Source organism: Pigmentiphaga sp. NML030171 (assembly GCF_002188635.1).
GTDB classification, from domain to species: Bacteria; Pseudomonadota; Gammaproteobacteria; order Burkholderiales; family Burkholderiaceae_B; genus Pigmentiphaga; species Pigmentiphaga daeguensis.
Genome location: NZ_NINX01000050.1, coordinates 1 through 17,021 on the forward strand (window position 1 = coordinate 1; position 17,021 = coordinate 17,021).

Sequence of the window (17,021 nt, forward strand, 5' to 3'; positions counted from 1 at the left end):
CGCCGCCAGGGCCGAGGCGCCGGCGTCCGCCGCGCCGGCTGCCGCGCCCGCGGCCAAGCAGCCGCCCGTGCCGGCCGACTCCGCCGTCGAACACGCGCCTTCCAAGGCCCATGCCTCGCCGTCCGTGCGCAAGTTCGCGCGCGAACTGGGCGTGGACCTTTCCAAGGTGCCCGCCACCGGTCCCAAGGGCCGCATCACGCCCGACGACGTGCGCAACTTCGTCAAGAAGGCCCTGGCGGGCGGCGCCGCCGCAGCGCCCGCGGCCGCCGGCGGCTCGGGCTCCGGCCTGGAAGTGCTGGCCTGGCCCAAGGTCGATTTCGCCAAGTTCGGCGAAGTCGAGGCCAAGCCGCTGTCGCGCATCAAGAAGATCTCCGGCGCCAACCTGCACCGCAACTGGGTGATGATCCCCCACGTCACCAACAACGAGGATGCGGACATCACCGACCTGGAAGCCTTCCGCGTCCAGCTCAACAAGGAAAACGAGAAATCCGGCGTCAAGGTCACGATGCTCGCGTTCCTGATCAAGGCCGTCGTCTCGGCGCTGAAGAAATTCCCCGAGTTCAACGCCTCGCTGGAAGGCGACAACCTGATCCTGAAGAAGTACTTCCACATCGGTTTCGCCGCCGACACGCCCAACGGGCTGGTGGTGCCGGTCATCCGCGACGCCGACAAGAAGGGCGTCCTGGAGCTGGCCAAGGAAACCTCCGAACTGGCCAAGAAGGCGCGCGACGGCAAGCTCTCGCCCTCGGAAATGCAGGGCGGCTGCTTCTCGATCTCGTCGCTGGGCGGCATCGGCGGCACCAGCTTCACGCCCATCATCAACGCGCCCGAAGTGGCCATCCTGGGCGTCAGCCGTTCCACCATGAAGCCCGTCTGGGACGGCAAGCAGTTCGTGCCGCAACTGACGCTGCCCATGTCGCTGTCGTACGACCACCGCGTCATCGACGGCGCCGCCGGCGCCCGCTTCAACGCCTACCTGGCCTCGGTGCTGGCGGACTACCGCCGCATCCTGCTGTAAGGAGCCCGAGATGGCGATAGAACTCAAGGTACCCGACATCGGCGACTTCAAGGACGTCGAAGTCATCGAGATCCTGGTGGCCGTGGGCGACACCATCAAGGCCGAGCAAAGCCTGATCACCGTCGAATCCGACAAGTCCTCCATGGAAATCCCCGCCGCGCAGGGCGGGGTGGTCAAGGCCATCAAGGTCAAGGTCGGCGACAAGGTCAGCGAAGGCTCGGTGCTCGTCGAGGTCGATGCGGCCGAAGGCGCCGCCGCGGCCAGCCCGGCCCCGGCCGCGGACGGCAAGTCGCGTACCGGTTTCCCCAAGGTCGAAGTGGCGCCCGCCGCCATGCACGAACTGGGCGAACCGACCTCCGACAAGCCGGATCCCGACCCCGTCCCGCTGCCCGCCGCCGCCAGCTTCGGCGGCAAGGCCGACCAGAGCTTCGACGTCGTGGTCCTGGGCGCCGGCCCCGGCGGCTACTCCGCCGCCTTCCGCGCCGCCGACCTGGGCCTGAAAGTGGCCCTGGTCGAACGCTATTCGACCCTGGGCGGGGTCTGCCTGAACGTCGGCTGCATTCCCTCCAAGGCCCTGCTGCATACCGCGGCCGTGGTCGAGGAAGCCGCCAAGATGGCCGAGCACGGCATCACCTTCGGCAAGCCCGAAATCGACCTGGACAAGTTGCGCAAGTTCAAGGACGGCGTCGTCGGCAAGCTGACCGGCGGCCTGGCGGGCATGGCCAAGGCCCGCAAGGTCACCGTGGTGACCGGCGTCGGCGCCTTCGTCGGCCCCAACCACATCGAAGTGCAGGGCAAGGACGGCAAGCAGGTCATCCAGTTCGCCAGCGCCATCATCGCCGCCGGCAGCCAGTCCGTGAAACTGCCCTTTGCCCCGGAAGACGAACGCATCGTCGACTCCACCGGCGCGCTGCTTTTGAAGAGCGTGCCCAAGAAGATGCTCATCATCGGCGGCGGCATCATCGGCCTGGAAATGGGCACGGTGTACTCGACCCTGGGCGCCAGGCTCGACGTCGTCGAAATGCTGGACGGCCTGATGCAGGGCGCCGACCGCGACCTGGTCAAGGTCTGGCAGAAGATGAACGAACACCGCTTCGACAACATCATGTTGAAGACCAAGACGGTGGGCATCGAGGCCAAGGCCGATGGCATCTGGGTCACCTTCGAGGGCGAGAAGGCCCCCAAGGAACCCCAGCGCTACGACCTCGTCCTGCAGGCCGTCGGCCGCAGCCCCAACGGCAAGAAGATCGGCGCCGACAAGGCCGGCGTGCAGGTGGGCGACCGCGGATTCATTCCGGTGGATTCCCAGATGCGCACCAACGTGCCGCACATCTACGCCATCGGCGACATCGTCGGCCAGCCCATGCTGGCCCACAAGGCCGTGCATGAGGGCCACGTGGCGGCGGAAGCCGCGGCCGGCCAGAAGAGCCACTTCGACGCCACCGTCATCCCCTCCGTGGCCTACACGGATCCGGAAGTGGCGTGGGTAGGGCTGACCGAAGACGAAGCCAGGAAGCAGGGGCGCAAGGTCACCAAGGGAATGTTTCCGTGGGCCGCTTCGGGCCGCGCCATTGCCAATGGGCGGGACGAAGGGTTTACCAAGCTGCTGTTCGATGAAGAGACGCACCGGATCGTGGGGGGCGGCATCGTGGGGACGAATGCCGGCGACATGATCGGCGAGGTCGCCCTGGCGATCGAGATGGGGGCGGATATGGTGGATATCGGGAAGACCATTCATCCGCATCCGACCTTGGGCGAGTCGATCGGGATGGCGGCCGAGGTGGCGGAGGGGGTGTGTACGGATTTGCCGCCGGTCAGGAAGAAGTAGGGGTGTCGTAGTTTGAAAAAAAGGCCGCACTTTGTGTGGCCTTTTTTGTTTTTTGCGGCAGCCAGGGGAACGGGTGCCTTGATGAGTCGGCCATGATCACCACCGAACGGTTCGACCACAATAGTCGAGGTATTCGAGGCCGGGATGGCCCCGTTTGGTCAGAAGCACGTTCACAACCCCGGGAACACTTTCCTCGATCGACAATCTCCCCTCAGGGCCTCCCAGGTCGGTGCGCACCCAACCCGGCGCGATCAGCAGCATGGCCCGTGGCGTTTGCGCTTGACGCGCGGCAAAGCTGCGCATGAATTGGTTCAAGGCTGCCTTGCTGCCACGGTAAACCTCCCGCTGGCCGGATTCGTTGTCGGCGATACTGCCTTGTCCGGATGACATGACCCCGATCAGGCCGGCCGGCGTGACAAGGTCGGACAAGCGCTCGACCACCCGCATCGGGCTAAGTGCATTGGTGATCATGAGATTCACGAAATCCTCCGTCGAGACCTCACCGATGGTCTGAGTCGGGTCAGGATTGGTCGTCCCGGCATTGACAAACAGAATGTCGAACATCCGGCCGGACAGGCGCTCGTGTAAGGCTCGGATCTGCTCGGGTCGGGTAATGTCCAGCATTTCAATGTCGACCCGGTCCGGATGCGCATCGGCCAAATCGTGCAAGAGGGTCCGGCCGCCACCGGCGCGGACTGTGCCCACGACGTGCCAGCCGTTTTTCAGGAATTCGGCCGCCATGGCGTGGCCGAGGCCGCGCGAGGCGCCGATGAGCAGGACGGCGGGGGTGTGAACCGATGCTTGGGGCATGGGATTCTCCTTTTCGCACTATTGAAGCCATGGATTGTCGAACCTGGCTCTAATTTGCACCAGACGCCTGGACTGCAATTCTTGATTGCGCCAGACGCCATACCTGGAAGGTTTTCGATTATGCTGGGCGCATGACACGCGTCGACCTCAACCTCCTTCCCGCGCTGGATGCATTGCTGAGTGAACGTAGCGTCACGGGGGCCGCCCGGCGACTGAAGCTCAGTGTTTCTGCAACGAGCCGTACGCTCACTCGCCTGCGCGCGGTTACGGGCGATCGCCTGTTGCTGCAGGCTGGGCGCACGCTGGTGCTCACGCCATATGCAGAACAGCTGAGCCAGCGTCTCTCGGCGCTGACCCGCGAAGTAGAGGGGGTACTGAGTCGTACCGAGCATCAGTTCGACATTGCCTCCCTGGAGCAACGCTTCACCCTGCGAGTGGGTGAAGGCTTTATCGACCTGCTTGGCGCGGCTTTGATGGACCGGATCCGCCGCACGGCACCCGGTGTGCAGCTTCGCTTCGCCCCCAAGCCGGACTGGAATGCTCAACCGCTAAGGGAAGGCGCGATTGATCTGGAGATCGGCATCGTCAAAACTTCGGCACCCGAGGTACGTACGCGTTTGCTCTTCCGCGATCGCTATGTCGGCGTGTGCCGCATCGGCCATCCGCTTCTGAGTGAACGGAGCATCAGCGTGGAACAATGGGCCGCATACGACCATGTGATGACTTCACGTACCGGCGAAGCGGAAAGTTCGATTGACGCAGCCGTTGAACCGCCGAATGGGCGGCGGAAGGTGCGGATAGTGGTGCCGTCTTATACGAGCGCCATGCAGCTGGCTCGTCATTCGGACTTGCTGGCCGTTGTCCCGCATTCATGCGTCGGCAACTCCTTTGTGCCGGATTACGCGGCGGCCAATGGCTTACAGTGCTTCGAACTGCCCGTGCCCATACCCGCTTTCAATATCTCGGCAATCTGGCATCCGCGCCTCGATCACGATCCGGCTCATTGCTGGTTTCGTGCCGAAGTGCTGGATCTCTGCCTGGAGGCTTATCCGCGAAATCTGCCTCAAGCTTCGCCGCCACTCCATCGCTAGTGTGGTCCACGCCAGTTGCGCGGCCAGCGGTCTGGGCGGAGGGCGATGCCATGTGTATCCTCGAAGCAGTCGAATAGACAGTGCATGGCCACAGGGCGGTACGCCGCTTTACCTGCATCGAGTGGCGGGAATGCGGACGTCGGTTCCTCCAAGGAATTCTTGCCAATGAAAACTGCTCAAGCCGATTGCTTCGCCGATCAAGGCTACGTCCGGTTGGAGGGCTTTCATCCGCGCAAGCGGATGATGGCGGTCCGGCAGAAGCTGCTTGATGAACTCAAACGCGTGTCCGAGGGAAAGGGCATGCCTGCTTCGGTGCGCGGTCTGCCTGTCTTCCAGCAGATCGGCAAGCTGTCTTCGCTGGTCAGGCTGCCCGGCCTGCATGAATCGCTGGTTACGCGGGAATTGCTGGCCGAGGTGACGCGACTGGCCGGACGAGCGCCGAACCTGGTCCAGGATGTCGAACTGCTGCTGTCGCCGCCCCGTCAAGGCGACTGGACGCTGCAAGGTTTGAGCTGGCATGTGGACGTGGCGGCGAAGCCGCCAGGCCGCTTGCCGGGGATACAGGCATTCTTCCTGCTCGACGACGTGGCCAGCGGTGGTGGGGGAACGCTGGCACTGGCGGGCTCCCATCGTGTCGATACGCGGCCGGATGTGTCGTCATCCCGGTTGCGCCGGATATTGAGGACGGCGGAGGATCTGGAGCGCCAGCTTGACGACCTGGGGATCGGGATCGTCGAGATGTCCGGGCGCGCAGGCGATGTCTTTCTCATGGACATGCGCCTGCTGCACACCCCGTCGATCAATTCGACGCAGCAGGTGCGAATGATGGCGACATCTCGCTGCTTCGTCGATACCTGATGCCGTGCGCCTACTCGATCTTGATATTGGCTTTCTGGATCACCTCGCCCCAGAGCCGATAGTCGTCCTTGATCATCTTCTCGAACGCGGCAGGCGGTCCGCCGAGCTTCTCGGCTCCCAGCGCCGCCAGCCGCTGCTTGAATTCCGGCGTCTCCATCACCTGGTTGATGGCCTGATTCAGTTTGGCGACGATGTTGTCCGGGGTGCCGGTACGCGCCACGATGCCGAACCACGAGTACAACTCAAATCCCTTGATCCCCTGTTCATCCAGCGTGGGAACATCAGGAAACTGAGGCGACCGCTTCAACGCCGTCACGCCCAGGGACCGCAGCCGACCCGACTTCAGCAGCGGCTGCACCGAGAACTCGATGTCGAAATGCACCGGCACGTCGCCCGCGACCAGCGCGACGTTGGCCGGTGCCGAACCCCGGTAGGGAATGTGTTGCATCTCCACCCCGGTAACCTGCTTGAACCGCTCCGCGCCCAGGTGCGGCATGGTGCCTGAACCGCCCGAGCCGTAGTTCATCCGTCCGCCTTCGCGCCTGGCCAGGGCGATCAGGTCCTGGATGCCCTTGCCCGGAAAGTCCGGCGCCACGGCCACCTGGTGCGGGCTGCGGAAGACGCCGACCACGGCGCGGAAGTCGCGCACGGGTTCGAAGTTCATGGAGGGGTAGAGCCACTTGCCGGTGGAGATGACGTTGCTGGCCATCAGCAGGGTGTGGCCGTCGGCGGGTTGGCCCAGCACGAATTCGCTGCCGACGATGGCGCCCGCGCCAGGCTTGTTTTCCACGACGACGGGTTGTCCCAGTTCCTTGCCCAGGCCTTCGGCGATGGACCGCGCGGTGGTGTCCGAGGGGCCGCCGGCGGGGAAGGGCACGATGAGCCGGATGGGCTTGCTGGGATAGTCCTGCGCAGCCAGCGCGGGGAAGGCGCCGCCGGCCGTGGTGGCCATCAGCAAGGCCGTGGCCAGTATCTTGCGTCGCACGATGTTCTGCATGGTTGTCTCCTTCTTCAATCGATTCAGGCGGGGCGTGCCTGGACCGCGTTTTCATCGGCGGCGGCTACCGCCTCGTCGGCCGAGATCAAGGCGCCCTGGCTGCGCAGCACCTGGCGCAGCGTGTCGACGGCCGGGTTTTCCAGCGTGGCCTGGCCGCTGGCCGCGAGGGCGGCGTAGGCGCCGGCGGCATGGCCCAGGCACATGGCGGTGCCCATGTGGCGGGCACCGCCGTTGGCCTCGCGCGTGGCGGAGATGGCCCGGCCGGTCACGACGATGCCTTCGATGGACTGGGGCAGCAGGCAGGCCAGGGGGATCTCGAACGGCGCGGGCGGCATCCACAGGTCGACGCCGGTGCCGCCGGCTTCGTGCAGGTCCATGGGTCCGGCGCCCAGGGCGACGGCGTCGGCAAAGCGTTTGCCGCCGACGATGTCTTCGGTCGTCAGGGTGTGTCGCCCGACGATGCGGCGCGTTTCGCGTATGCCTACGCGTTCGGCGATGCCGGCGAGCACGGATTTCTCGAAGCCCGGAACGTTTTCGCGCAGGAAGGGCACGATGGTCTTGATCTGCTGCCGCCCGATCTGTTCGGCCCGGGTCAGCTGCGCGCCGTCCAGGGCGTCGATGCCGTGGATGCGGCTCATCAGGCAGATGGCGTCGGTGTCGCCGGGCGTGCTGCAGAAGGACAGGCTTTCCCAGGCCAATTGGCCGCGCCGCAGGCCGTCCAGGGCGATGGCGCGCTTGCGTTCGCGCGGGATGGCGCGGAAGGCGCGTACGTCCACGTTGGACATGCGGAACACCAGGGTCAGGGGCTGGCGCTTGTCGCGCAGTTCTGGCTCTTCGCCCACGTACGGGACGCCGGCCGCGGCGGCGATGACGGCATCGCCGGTGGCATCGACCAGCATGCGCGAGCGCAGGGCGCGCCGGCCGGAGACGTTTTCCAGCAACAGGCCGGCCACGCGGCCGTCTTCCATCAGCGGCCCGACGACGCGCGAGTGCAGGAGCACGTCCACGCCGGCTTCGCGCGCCATGTCGTCGGCCACGATCTTGACGACCTCGGGGTTGAAGGGGAAGTTGATGATGGTGACGGGGTTGGCGCTGGCCTCGGCCAGGGTGTAGCGGCGAAAGCCGTCGCTGCCGCCGGCCGCCTCGATGCGCCGGGTGAGTTCGAAGCCTATGCCGCCCACGCAGCGCACGGTGCTGTTGAAGAGGCCGATGTATTGGGCGACCATGCCGGATGTGGCGGTACCGCCCAGGCAGCCGGCGCGTTCGACCAGCGCCACGCGGGCGCCGCCGCGGGCCGCCGCGACCGCGGCGATCAGGCCGGAAGCGCCGCCGCCCGCGACGATGACGTCGTAATGGTCGAGTACGGGCGTGTTCAGGGTTTCGGTAATGACCGAAGCATTCATGTCGTGTCTCCTTGCGGATCAGAAGGGCAGCGGCTCGGTCCAGCGGAGCTGCTTGGGGCTCACGCCTTCGCGGATGGCGCGCGCGGCGGCATGGCCGGCCACTTCGCCGGTCTGGCAGCACCAGGGGAAATTGCGCATGACCATGAAGATGGTCTCGAAGGTGAAGGACAGCGAGGCGCCGGTCAGCAGCAGGTTGTCGACTTCCTTGGGCAGGAAGCAGCGGTAGGGCACCTCGAAGCTGTACCTGGCGTACCGGTCCCAGAAGAAGGTCTTGGTCATGGGGCGCGTCACGGCGTCGGGAAAGCGCCTTTGCTCGCGCGCGTCGTCGATGGAGAAGACGTATTCGCCGATGGGGTGACGGCCGTCCCGCACGCCCACGTAGCGGCCGACATGGGAGATGAAGGCGTCCTGGAAGCCCGGCGCGTATTTGCGCAGGAAGGCGGCCTCGGCATCGATCAGCCGGCGCAGTTCGCGCTTGGCGCGCGAGGCGTGCTCGGCATCGTCGTCCATGTGCAGCGCCCATTCGTAGGGCACGTTCTGCCACAGGATGAAGGTGCCCGGGCCCTGGATGGGGCTCATGTCGACGGTCGGATGGCCGATGTAGTGATCGCCGTAGACGCCCTGGTCGGCCAGGCGTGGACGATACAGTTCGGGCGGGATGTCGCCGGCCGCGCGGGCCGCGTTGATCAGCCTGCTCAGGGCCGGATCGTTTTCGCGCTTCTGGTAGGCGGCGGTCTGCGCGAAATCGATGCCGCTCATGATCCACAGCAGGCCGCCGGGTATGGGGCGCGCCTGGGCGTCCGTGGTCACGGTCTCGGGCTGGCGTCCGCCGCCGCGCACGTAGGGGGCGCCAGCGCGCGCCACGACTTCGGCGGTGCCGCTGCCTTCCACGAAGATTCGGCCCTGGATCGCCTGGCGGCCTTGCACGGTTTCGATGATGGCGTGGGTAATGCGTCGCTGCCCGCCGTCGGGCTGCATCTCGACGTCCACGAAGGCGGCGCCGTAGATGGCGTGCACGCCGGCCTCGTCCAGCATGCGCAGCATGATGTTGCCGGCGGCATCCGGATTGAAGGAGGCGCGGCGGAAGGGCGAGCCCGGCTCCAGGTAGTAGTCGTAGTGGGACAGCGCATTGCCGGCCCAGTCGGGCAGTTCCTTCTCGGTGGCGGTGTAGATGGCGCCTGCCGCCGCGAAGCGCTCCATCAGCTCGGTATGGATGCCGCCTACGCCCGTGTTGGCGGCGCCCTGGAGCCCCGAGGTATGGACGCCGCCGGGCATGTCGAATTTCTCGACGATGATCACGCTGCAACCCTCGCGGCGCGCGCGTAGCGCCGCCGCGAAGCCGCCCGGCCCCGCGCCGATGACGACGACGTCCGCTTCCCCGATGACCGGCACGCCCCGGGCGGTGCGGCCCAGGGGCTGGATGCTACTGCTGTTCAACTCACATTCTCCCTATCGCTATTCGGCGGTGATCTTGTTGTCGACGATCACCGGTTTCCAGCGCGCCAGTTCTTCCTGCATGAAGGCCTTGAATTGCGCGGGCGTGCCCGGCGCGGGCTCCATCAGTTGCTGGCGCAGCAGTTCGACTACCTGGGGCTGGCGCAGCACCTCGCCGATCGCGGCGCTGATGCGTCCGGCCAGCGCGGCGGGCATGCCGCCGGGTGCGACGAACCCCATCCAGGCGCTGCCGACGATGTCCGGGTAGAACTCGCGCAAGGCCGGCACCTCGGGCAGCAGCGCTGCGCGCTCGGCGGTGGAGACCGCGATCGGCACTACCTTGTCGCCGCGCACCTGGGCCATGGTGGCCTGTGCGGGCAGGCAGCCCATCTGCACCTCGTTGGTCATCACGGCGGTGGTGGCCTGCACGGCGCCGGCGTACATCACCGGAACGATCTGCGTGCCGCTCTTGTTGGCGAGCAGCGTCATGACCAGGTGGCCCAGCGAGCCGTTGCCCACGTACGAGTAGTTGTATTTGCCGGGATTCTTTTTCAGGACGTCGATGAGCTCGGGCAGCGTCTTGACGCCCAGTTCCCGGGATGCGATCAACAGGCAGGGCTGGTGCACGCCCAGCGTCAAGGGCGTGAGGTCCTTGGCCGGGTCGTAGGCCATGCGCTTGTAGAGCAGGGGGTTGTGGACCAGCGGGCCGGCGATGCTGACGCCGAAAGTGCTGCCGTCCGGGTGCGCGCGGGCGACCAGCGTGGTGCCTATCATGCCGCCGGCGCCGGGCCGGGAGTCGACGATGAAGGGCGTGCCGTACTTCTTCTGCAGGCCCTCGGCGACGACCCGCGCCACGGTATCGGTGGTCGTGCCGGCGCTGAAGGGGTTGATCACCGTGGTGGCGCGGCTGGGCCAGTCCTGGGCGGCCGCCGCGGTGGCGGTGGCCAGCAGCGCCAGGCAGGCGATGGCTTGTCGTGTTTTTTTCATGGATGTCTCCGGGGAAATCTCAGGCGGGCGGGTTCTGGCGGACGACCTGTTCGCGGCGGAAAAGCGCATGGTCCTGCGCCAGGCGGTGCTGCACTTGCGAGACCGGCACGTCCGAGGGAGGGCGGCTGCCGGCCGCGGCGATGGCGCCCAACGTGCCGACCGCCTGCCCCATCGCCATGGAGGTCGCCATGTGGCGCGCGCCGGCCATGGCCTCGCGGGTCGCGCTCAAGGTGCGGCCGCACACCAGCAGGCCCTCCACGCCTGCGGGCAGCAGCGTGCGCAGCGGTATCTCGAAGGGCTGGGGCGGCGCATACAGGCGGATGCCGGTGCCGCCCGGCTGGTGGCGGTCGATGGGGCCGGCGCCCAGGGCGATGGAGTCCTCGAAGCCGCGCGCCTGCATGATGTCTTCTTCGCTGAGCGTGTATCGCCCTTCGATGCGGCGCGTCTCGCGCACGCCCACGCGTTCGGCGACATCGGCCAGGATGGCGTGCTCGAAGCCGGGGATCTCGCGCCGCAGGAATCCCACGATGCTGGCGATCTGCCGGCGGCCTTCCTGCTCGGCGCGCGACGCGTCGCGGGCATCCAGCGCATCGATGTCCTGGATGCGGCTCATCAGGCAGATGGCGTCGGTGCCGCCGGGCGTGCTGACGAAGGACAGGCTTTCCCAGAACAGTTCGCCGCGCCGCAAGCCATCCAGTACCCGGGCACGGCGTTCGTCGGAAGGCACCGCCCGGAAGCGCGCCACGTCCACGTTCGACAGGCGGAAGGACAGGGTGCAGGGCTGGCGCTCGCCGCCATCGTCCTGGAACGGGACGCCCGCGCTGGCGCATACCAGCGCATCGCCGGAGGCATCCACCACCACCGGCGCGAGCAGGGCCAGGCGACCCTGCACGGACTCGACCGTCACACCGCTGATGGCGCCGTCCCGTACCAGTGCGCGCGCGAAGCTCGTGTGCAGCAGTACCTCCGCGCCCGCTTCGCTGACGGCGCCGTCCAGCACCCATTTGACCGTCTCGGGGTTGAAGGGCAGCACGCGCAGCGGGAACGGCGTGCCGGCTGCCTCGCCCATCACGTAGCGGTGGAAGCCGTCCGAGCCGCCGGCGGCCTGCACGCGCTCGGCCAGCTCGAACGGGATGCCGCCTACCACGCGCGTTTCGCCGTGGAAGAAGGCGACCCATTGCGCCACGAGATTGGCGGTGGCGGCGCCGCCCAGGCAGCCTCCGCGCTCGACCAGCAGCGTGCGCGCGCCGGTGCGCGCCGCGGCGATGGCGGCCACGGTGCCGGAGGCGCCGCCGCCGACGACGATGACGTCATAGCGGCCCGCGACGGGCGTGTTCAGGGTTTCCTGGATGGTGTCGGATGGCGGCATGCATGTCTCCCGGGCGCCCTGTGCGGGTGCCTCCTGTCATGCCGTGCAGTGTTGCGCTCAGCGCCGCTTGCCGCCAGACGGTGTTCTCATATGTGAACACTTTTCGTTTCGATGGGCCTGGGCCGATCCGTGGCCGCGGCGATTTCCGCGGCGGCGGCGCGCAGGGCAAGCTCCAGCTTCCGCTTGCGTGCGTCGTCCAGCCGGCTGGCCGGAAGCGCAAGGCCCAAGGCCGCGAGCGCGCGGCCGTGTACGTCCAGGATGGGTACGGCCAGGCCCACGATGCCGACGGTGAACTCGCTGAAGGACCAGGCCACGCCTTCTTCCCGGATCTGGTTCAACTGCCGCCGCAGGACGGTCGTGGAGCGTATGGTCTGCTCGGTGCGCGGTTGCAGCTTGACGCGCTGGAGATAGGCTTCGCGTTCGGCCGGCGGCAGCCACGCAAGCAGCACCTTGCCCGCCGAACTGGCATAGAGCGGCTGCATGACGCCCACGTGCACCGAGTACAGCACCGCGTTTGGCGATTGCGCGGAGGCGATGCGTTCGGCCATGTCGTTGCGCAGCACGCTCAGGCCGGCCGACTCCTCGGTATCGCGCATGAGCCGTTGCAGCCAGGGTTCGCTGGCGCGAAGCAGGTCGCGGTTGTGCGCGCCGCGGCGCGCGAGCGCGTAGGCGCCTTCGCCCAGCTGGAACTGCTGCGTGTCCTGCAATTGCTCGATGTAGCCCCGTTCGACAAGATTGCGCAGCAGCGCGCTCAGGCTGCTTTTCGGGACGCCGGTCCGGCGCGAGATCTCGGCATGGGTCATGGCGCGGCCGGTGCTGGCCAGCAGCTCCAGCAGGTCGAGGACGCGGTCCGCCGATTTGACGCTGGACCGGACGGGGGCGGGTTTGCCGCGCGCGGCGGCGGCCACGCGGCGCGGCTTGGACGAAGGGGCGGAGTTCACCCGGGAATTGTATGGTAGGGTGCCGAAGCGGTTGCTGAACGCGAATCGAAATACCAACGTATTGGCATGACTGCCAGATGCTCGACGATTTTCTGAAAGCCGTGGTTCGCCGCTATCGCCTGCCCACGGACGCTTGTCTGCCTCCAGGCACGCGCACCGCCAACCCGTCCGCCACGCTTGCGCTGGCCATCGAGCGGGCCCGCCAAGCGATCGCGGGTGGGGGCGAGCCGGACGCGGACCTGACGCGGGTCTTCACCGGGGCGCTTGCCCGCCTGATCGGCGAAGCGATGCATCCGGAGGGCGGCGACCCGGTCATCCAGGCCATGGTGCTCAGACACCGGCATGCGCATGTGCGCGAATATGCCTCGCTATACGCGCGAGCCGGCCAGGACCGCCGGCAGGTCCGGGCGGCGGTCGATGCCGTGGCTCATCCTGCCCGATTGCAGCGCATGCCCGGTGGACCCGTGCAGCAAGCCCTGGCGCAATGGCGCACCGCCGCCTCTCGCGAGTCCTGGCGCGATCTCCGCATGGGCCTGCCGCGCCTATTGGGCATGCCGGACATCGCCAGCGACACGCCACTCCAGGCCGGCCTGGCCAGGCTGCTGGAGCATCCCGCGCTAGTCCGCCTGCAACGTCTCGATGCTTTGGCGTCGGACGAACTCGTGCGCCATTACCAGGCGCTCTGGGACGGCCATGGGCCGCGCCAGGGAAGCGCCGAGGCCGCCGCGCAAGGGGGCGTTTCGCAGAAACGTGGCAAGGCCGTCGAGGCGGCTGCCGCCCGGGCGCTCGGAGCGTTGGCCGGACGCCTGGACCGGGAGGAGGGCGCCGGAGCGGTGCACCGGGTGGTGACGTCGATGCGGGTGCCCTCATCGATACGCGCCAGCCGTGAACGCGCCAAGACCGAATGGGATGTGGTCCTGCTGCGGCGCGTGCCGGATATGGATGGTGAACCGGCCTGGAGCGTCCGCCTGCTGGTCGAAGCCAAGGCCTCCATCGAGGCTGCGACGACAGACCTGCCGCGGCTGCAGCGCGGCGTGCGTGTGCTTGCGCAGGCCGAGGCTGGCGTGGCCTATTCGTTCCAGGCCAGCGAAGGCGCGGTGCGTTTGTGCGGTTCATCGCTGCGCGAGCTGTCCGCCGACGAAGCGGGCGTGGCGCGTTCGGTGCTGTATTGCTGCGATGCGCCCGCCGAACCCACACCGCGCCTACTGGGCGCGGCCAGCCGCATGCAGCTTCTGTCGGCGCCGGCCAGCCTGGCGTTCGCCAGCGCGCTGGCAGAAGGGCGCGACCCGGATCCGCGGGGGCTGGAAGCGGTCTGGAACGAGCTGCTGCATGCGCCGGGCTGGGCCGCGGTGCTGGATCAGTACCCGCGGCTGCGCCAGGTGCGCGGGCTGATGGTGCATGTGGACGACCTGATGGCTGCGATTACCGGCAAGTCGCACTGATCTTGCCGGCGGTCGCGGATCTCAGTTGATGGTGATGCCGCTCTTCTTGACCACGTCCTGCCACTTCTGGATTTCCGCGCGGCGGAAGGACTCGAGCTCGGCCGGGCTGGAGCCCACCAGTTCGGCCCCGATGCCTTCGAGCTTGGCCTTGACCTCCGGATCCTTGAGCACGTCGGCCAGCGCGGCCGACATCTGGTCGATGATGGCCTTGGGGGTGCCTGCGGGCGCGAACACGGCGTTCCATTCGTAGGACGAGAAACCCGGCACGCCGGATTCGGCGATGGTGGGAATCTGCGGCAGCACCGCCGAGCGCTTGTCGCCGCCGACCGCGATGGGGCGCAGCTTGCCGCTCTGGATGTGGGTCCACGCCGACCCCAGGCTGGCGAACATGATGGGCACCTGGCCCGACATCACGTCCACCATGGCGGGGCCGCCGCCCTTGTAGGCGACATGGACGAGCGAGGTGCCGGCCATGACGTTGAACAGTTCGCCGGCCAGGTGCTGCGCCGAGCCGGGACCGGCCGAGGCGAAGTAGGCGGGGTTGGCGGACTTGCCGTTCCGGATCAAGTCCTGCACCGAGGCGATCTTGCCTTGCGGCGAGGTCACCAGCACGTTGGGCACGCGCAGCAGCAGCGAGACGGCGTCGAAGGCCTTGAGCGTGTCGAAGCTCATCTTGCTCTGCAGCGCCGGGTTCTGCGCGTGGTTGGAGGCGTCGAGCATGAAGGTGTAGCCATCGGGGGCGGAACGGGCCGCCGCGGCACCGCCTATCATGCCGCCTGCGCCGCCCTTGTTGTCGATGATGACGGACTGGCCGAGCCTGGCCGACAGCCTGGGGCCGATGATGCGGGCCACCGTGTCCACCGTGCCGCCGGGCGGATAGGTGACGATCAGGGTGACGGGTTTCTCGGGCCAGGCGGCGTGCGCGGTGGACAAGGGCAGGGCAAGGGCCAGGGCGGCCAGGGCGGGGATGCGGATCATGGTGTCTCCTTAGAATGCAAAGCAGCGGCTCGGATTGGCCGCGAGGATGCGCAGGCGTAGATCGATGTCGTCGATCCAGTTGGCGAGTGCCTGATAGGTTTGCGCGTAGGTCACGCCGGGGTGTTGGGTATGGGGCCAGTCGCTGCCCCAGACCAGGCGCTCCGGCCCGGCATGTTCGACCAACAGGCGCGCGGCCTGGCGGGCCGCCGGCCCGTCCGGCTCGGACCAGTTGCGATAGGCGCCCGAGAGCTTGACCCAGACGCCGTCGTCGCGGGCGGCCTCGAGCAGCCACTGGAAACCGGGGTCCGCGGCGCCCGTCGCGGGCGCGGGTCGGCCGAAGTGGTCCACCACCACGCGGCATTGCGCCGCGCGCAGCGGGCCGACGATGGCGGCCAGGCGTGCCGCCTCGACATGGACTTCGACATGCCAGTCCAGCGCCCGCAGGCAGGCCAGCAGGCGGGGCCAGCCGCCGCGGTCCAGCACGGGCAGCGGCTGGCCGATCAGGTTCAGCCGGATACCGACGACGCCGCCGCGCGCCAGCCGCTCCAGTTCGTCCGGCGCCGCATGCTGGTCCACGACCGCCACGCCCCGCAGCCGGTTCGGCGCCTGGCGGATGGCGTCGAGCATGTAGCCGTTGTCCGTGCCCAGGAAGCTGGGCTGGATCAGTACGCCGGCCCGCAGCCCGTGGGCGTCCAGGTGCCCGAGATAGTCTTCCAGCAAGGCATTGGTTTCGGGCGCATAGCGCCGTCCCGGCGCCAGCGCCAGCGAACGGGCGAAGACATGGGCATGGGCGTCGATCAGCAGGGGCGCGGGGTTGGCCACGGAGGGCTCTCCAGAATCGTGTCCGGCCTGGGCGTCGTGCCGGAATCGGGCCGATTCTAGAAACGCTTGTTATATTTATCTATCCATTTTCGGATGTTTTGTTATAAGGTCTTGTGATGGATATCCGGCGCCTGGAAGAGTTCATCGCGGTCCTGGACACGGGCAGCCTGAGCAAGGCGGCCGAACGGCTGGGGGTGGCCCAGCCGGCCCTGAGCCAATCCCTGGCGCGGCTCGAACGCGAACTGGGCGTCAAGCTGTTCCAGCGGTCGCGGCGCGGCGCCGAGCCCACGCCGGCGGCGCGCCAGATCGCCGAGGAAGTGCGGCGCGGCGTGTTCCGCATCGTCAACGCCATCGACGCGGCCCAGGCCATCGCGGCGGGCAGGGCGGGCGTGCTGCGCGTCGGCCTGGTTTCCAGCGCGCTGGTGGACATCCTGCCGCGCGCCCTGCGGGTCCTGCGCGCCCAGGTGCCGGGCCTGCGCATCGTGCTGCGCGAAATGAGCAACGCCGAGCAGGCGCAGGCCTTGTCGCGCGGCGAGATCGACGTGGCGCTGGTGCACACGCCGGTGGCCCTGTCGGGGGTCATGCACGAGAAAGTGCTGATGCGCGAGCGCCTGGTGGCGGCCGTGCCGGCGGACTTGCTGCCCGGCGGCAAAGACAGGGTGACGATGGCCGACATCGCCCGTGCCGGCCTGGTGATGTTTCCGCATGCCCAGCTGCCGACCTTCTACGAGGCGGTGATGGATGCGTTCCGCAAGGAAGGCCTGGATGCCGACGTCGTGCAGGAGGCGAACCGGACCTTGACCGTGCTGGCCTGCGTGGCGGGCGGCTGCGGGATCGCGCTGCTGCCCAGCTGGATACGTTCGCTGGATTTCGCCGGGGTGCGCTATTGCGAGGTGGCGGACGGGACGCGGCTGCCCAGCTTCGACGTCAGTGCCATCTGGCCCAAGCGCTCCGTGGCCGGGCTGGCCGACGATTTCGTGCGCGCCTGCGGGGTCGGGCCGTGAAATCCGCGGCGTGGCGTCACAAAGCCGGCCGCTGTTTCG

At 67.7% G+C, this 17,021-nt stretch carries 15 protein-coding genes; 6 read left to right on the forward strand and 9 right to left on the reverse strand.

Annotated features, from left to right (window positions below; translation table 11 throughout):
• Both CDO46_RS24335 and lpdA read left to right on the forward strand, forming a co-directional pair.
• A partial coding sequence (locus CDO46_RS24335; protein WP_176400839.1) for a 2-oxo acid dehydrogenase subunit E2 occupies window positions 1-1,018 on the forward strand: 1,018 nt, incomplete at its 5' end.
• A 10-nt stretch (window positions 1,019-1,028) separates the two neighbouring features.
• Window positions 1,029-2,846, forward strand: a complete 1,818-nt coding sequence (gene lpdA, locus CDO46_RS24340) for a dihydrolipoyl dehydrogenase (protein WP_087841154.1) — start codon at window positions 1,029-1,031, stop codon at window positions 2,844-2,846.
• A 96-nt stretch (window positions 2,847-2,942) separates the two neighbouring features.
• On the opposite strand, the gene CDO46_RS24345 is transcribed toward lpdA, so the two are convergent.
• Window positions 2,943-3,656, reverse strand: a complete 714-nt coding sequence (locus tag CDO46_RS24345; RefSeq protein WP_087841155.1) for an SDR family NAD(P)-dependent oxidoreductase — start codon at window positions 3,654-3,656, stop codon at window positions 2,943-2,945.
• 131 nt (window positions 3,657-3,787) lie between these two features.
• Between CDO46_RS24345 and CDO46_RS24350 the strand changes: the two genes are divergently transcribed.
• Window positions 3,788-4,747 (forward strand): LysR family transcriptional regulator, encoded by a 960-nt coding sequence (locus tag CDO46_RS24350; RefSeq protein ID WP_087841156.1) that lies wholly within the window; start codon window positions 3,788-3,790, stop codon window positions 4,745-4,747.
• A gap of 165 nt (window positions 4,748-4,912) precedes the next feature.
• Window positions 4,913-5,605, forward strand: coding sequence for a phytanoyl-CoA dioxygenase family protein (locus CDO46_RS24355; protein ID WP_087841157.1), 693 nt, complete (start codon window positions 4,913-4,915; stop codon window positions 5,603-5,605).
• A gap of 10 nt (window positions 5,606-5,615) precedes the next feature.
• Here CDO46_RS24355 and CDO46_RS24360 read toward each other — a convergent pair whose 3' ends face one another.
• The 6 genes from CDO46_RS24360 to CDO46_RS24385 form a co-directional block, all read right to left on the reverse strand.
• The gene (locus CDO46_RS24360; protein ID WP_087841158.1) at window positions 5,616-6,602 is read right to left on the reverse strand and encodes a tripartite tricarboxylate transporter substrate binding protein; all 987 of its coding nucleotides are present in this window, start codon (window positions 6,600-6,602) and stop codon (window positions 5,616-5,618) included.
• 23 nt (window positions 6,603-6,625) lie between these two features.
• Complete coding sequence (locus CDO46_RS24365; protein WP_087841159.1) at window positions 6,626-8,005, reverse strand: FAD-dependent oxidoreductase; 1,380 nt, start codon at window positions 8,003-8,005, stop codon at window positions 6,626-6,628.
• Between the two features lie 18 nt (window positions 8,006-8,023).
• Window positions 8,024-9,442 carry an FAD-dependent oxidoreductase gene (locus tag CDO46_RS24370; RefSeq protein WP_087841160.1) on the reverse strand — a complete coding sequence of 473 codons (1,419 nt, stop codon included), beginning with the start codon at window positions 9,440-9,442 and terminating at the stop codon, window positions 8,024-8,026.
• Between the two features lie 18 nt (window positions 9,443-9,460).
• Entirely contained in the window at window positions 9,461-10,426 is a 966-nt protein-coding gene (locus CDO46_RS24375; protein ID WP_176400840.1) for a tripartite tricarboxylate transporter substrate binding protein, read from the reverse strand.
• Between the two features lie 19 nt (window positions 10,427-10,445).
• Window positions 10,446-11,795 (reverse strand): FAD-dependent oxidoreductase, encoded by a 1,350-nt coding sequence (locus CDO46_RS24380; RefSeq protein ID WP_087841162.1) that lies wholly within the window; start codon window positions 11,793-11,795, stop codon window positions 10,446-10,448.
• An 86-nt stretch (window positions 11,796-11,881) separates the two neighbouring features.
• Window positions 11,882-12,736, reverse strand: a complete 855-nt coding sequence (locus tag CDO46_RS24385) for an IclR family transcriptional regulator (protein ID WP_132980332.1) — start codon at window positions 12,734-12,736, stop codon at window positions 11,882-11,884.
• Window positions 12,737-12,813: 77 nt separating this feature from the next.
• On the opposite strand from CDO46_RS24385, the gene CDO46_RS24390 reads away from it, so the two are divergent.
• Window positions 12,814-14,178: a 3-deoxy-D-arabino-heptulosonate 7-phosphate synthase gene (locus tag CDO46_RS24390; RefSeq protein WP_087841164.1), complete on the forward strand. Its 1,365-nt coding sequence runs from the start codon at window positions 12,814-12,816 to the stop codon at window positions 14,176-14,178.
• 21 nt (window positions 14,179-14,199) lie between these two features.
• On the opposite strand, the gene CDO46_RS24395 is transcribed toward CDO46_RS24390, so the two are convergent.
• Window positions 14,200-15,156: a tripartite tricarboxylate transporter substrate binding protein gene (locus CDO46_RS24395; protein WP_087841165.1), complete on the reverse strand. Its 957-nt coding sequence runs from the start codon at window positions 15,154-15,156 to the stop codon at window positions 14,200-14,202.
• 9 nt (window positions 15,157-15,165) lie between these two features.
• Window positions 15,166-15,978: an amidohydrolase gene (locus tag CDO46_RS24400; RefSeq protein ID WP_087841166.1), complete on the reverse strand. Its 813-nt coding sequence runs from the start codon at window positions 15,976-15,978 to the stop codon at window positions 15,166-15,168.
• A 116-nt stretch (window positions 15,979-16,094) separates the two neighbouring features.
• On the opposite strand from CDO46_RS24400, the gene CDO46_RS24405 reads away from it, so the two are divergent.
• Window positions 16,095-16,982: a LysR family transcriptional regulator gene (locus CDO46_RS24405; RefSeq protein WP_087841167.1), complete on the forward strand. Its 888-nt coding sequence runs from the start codon at window positions 16,095-16,097 to the stop codon at window positions 16,980-16,982.
• The last annotated feature ends 39 nt before the right edge of the window (window positions 16,983-17,021 follow it).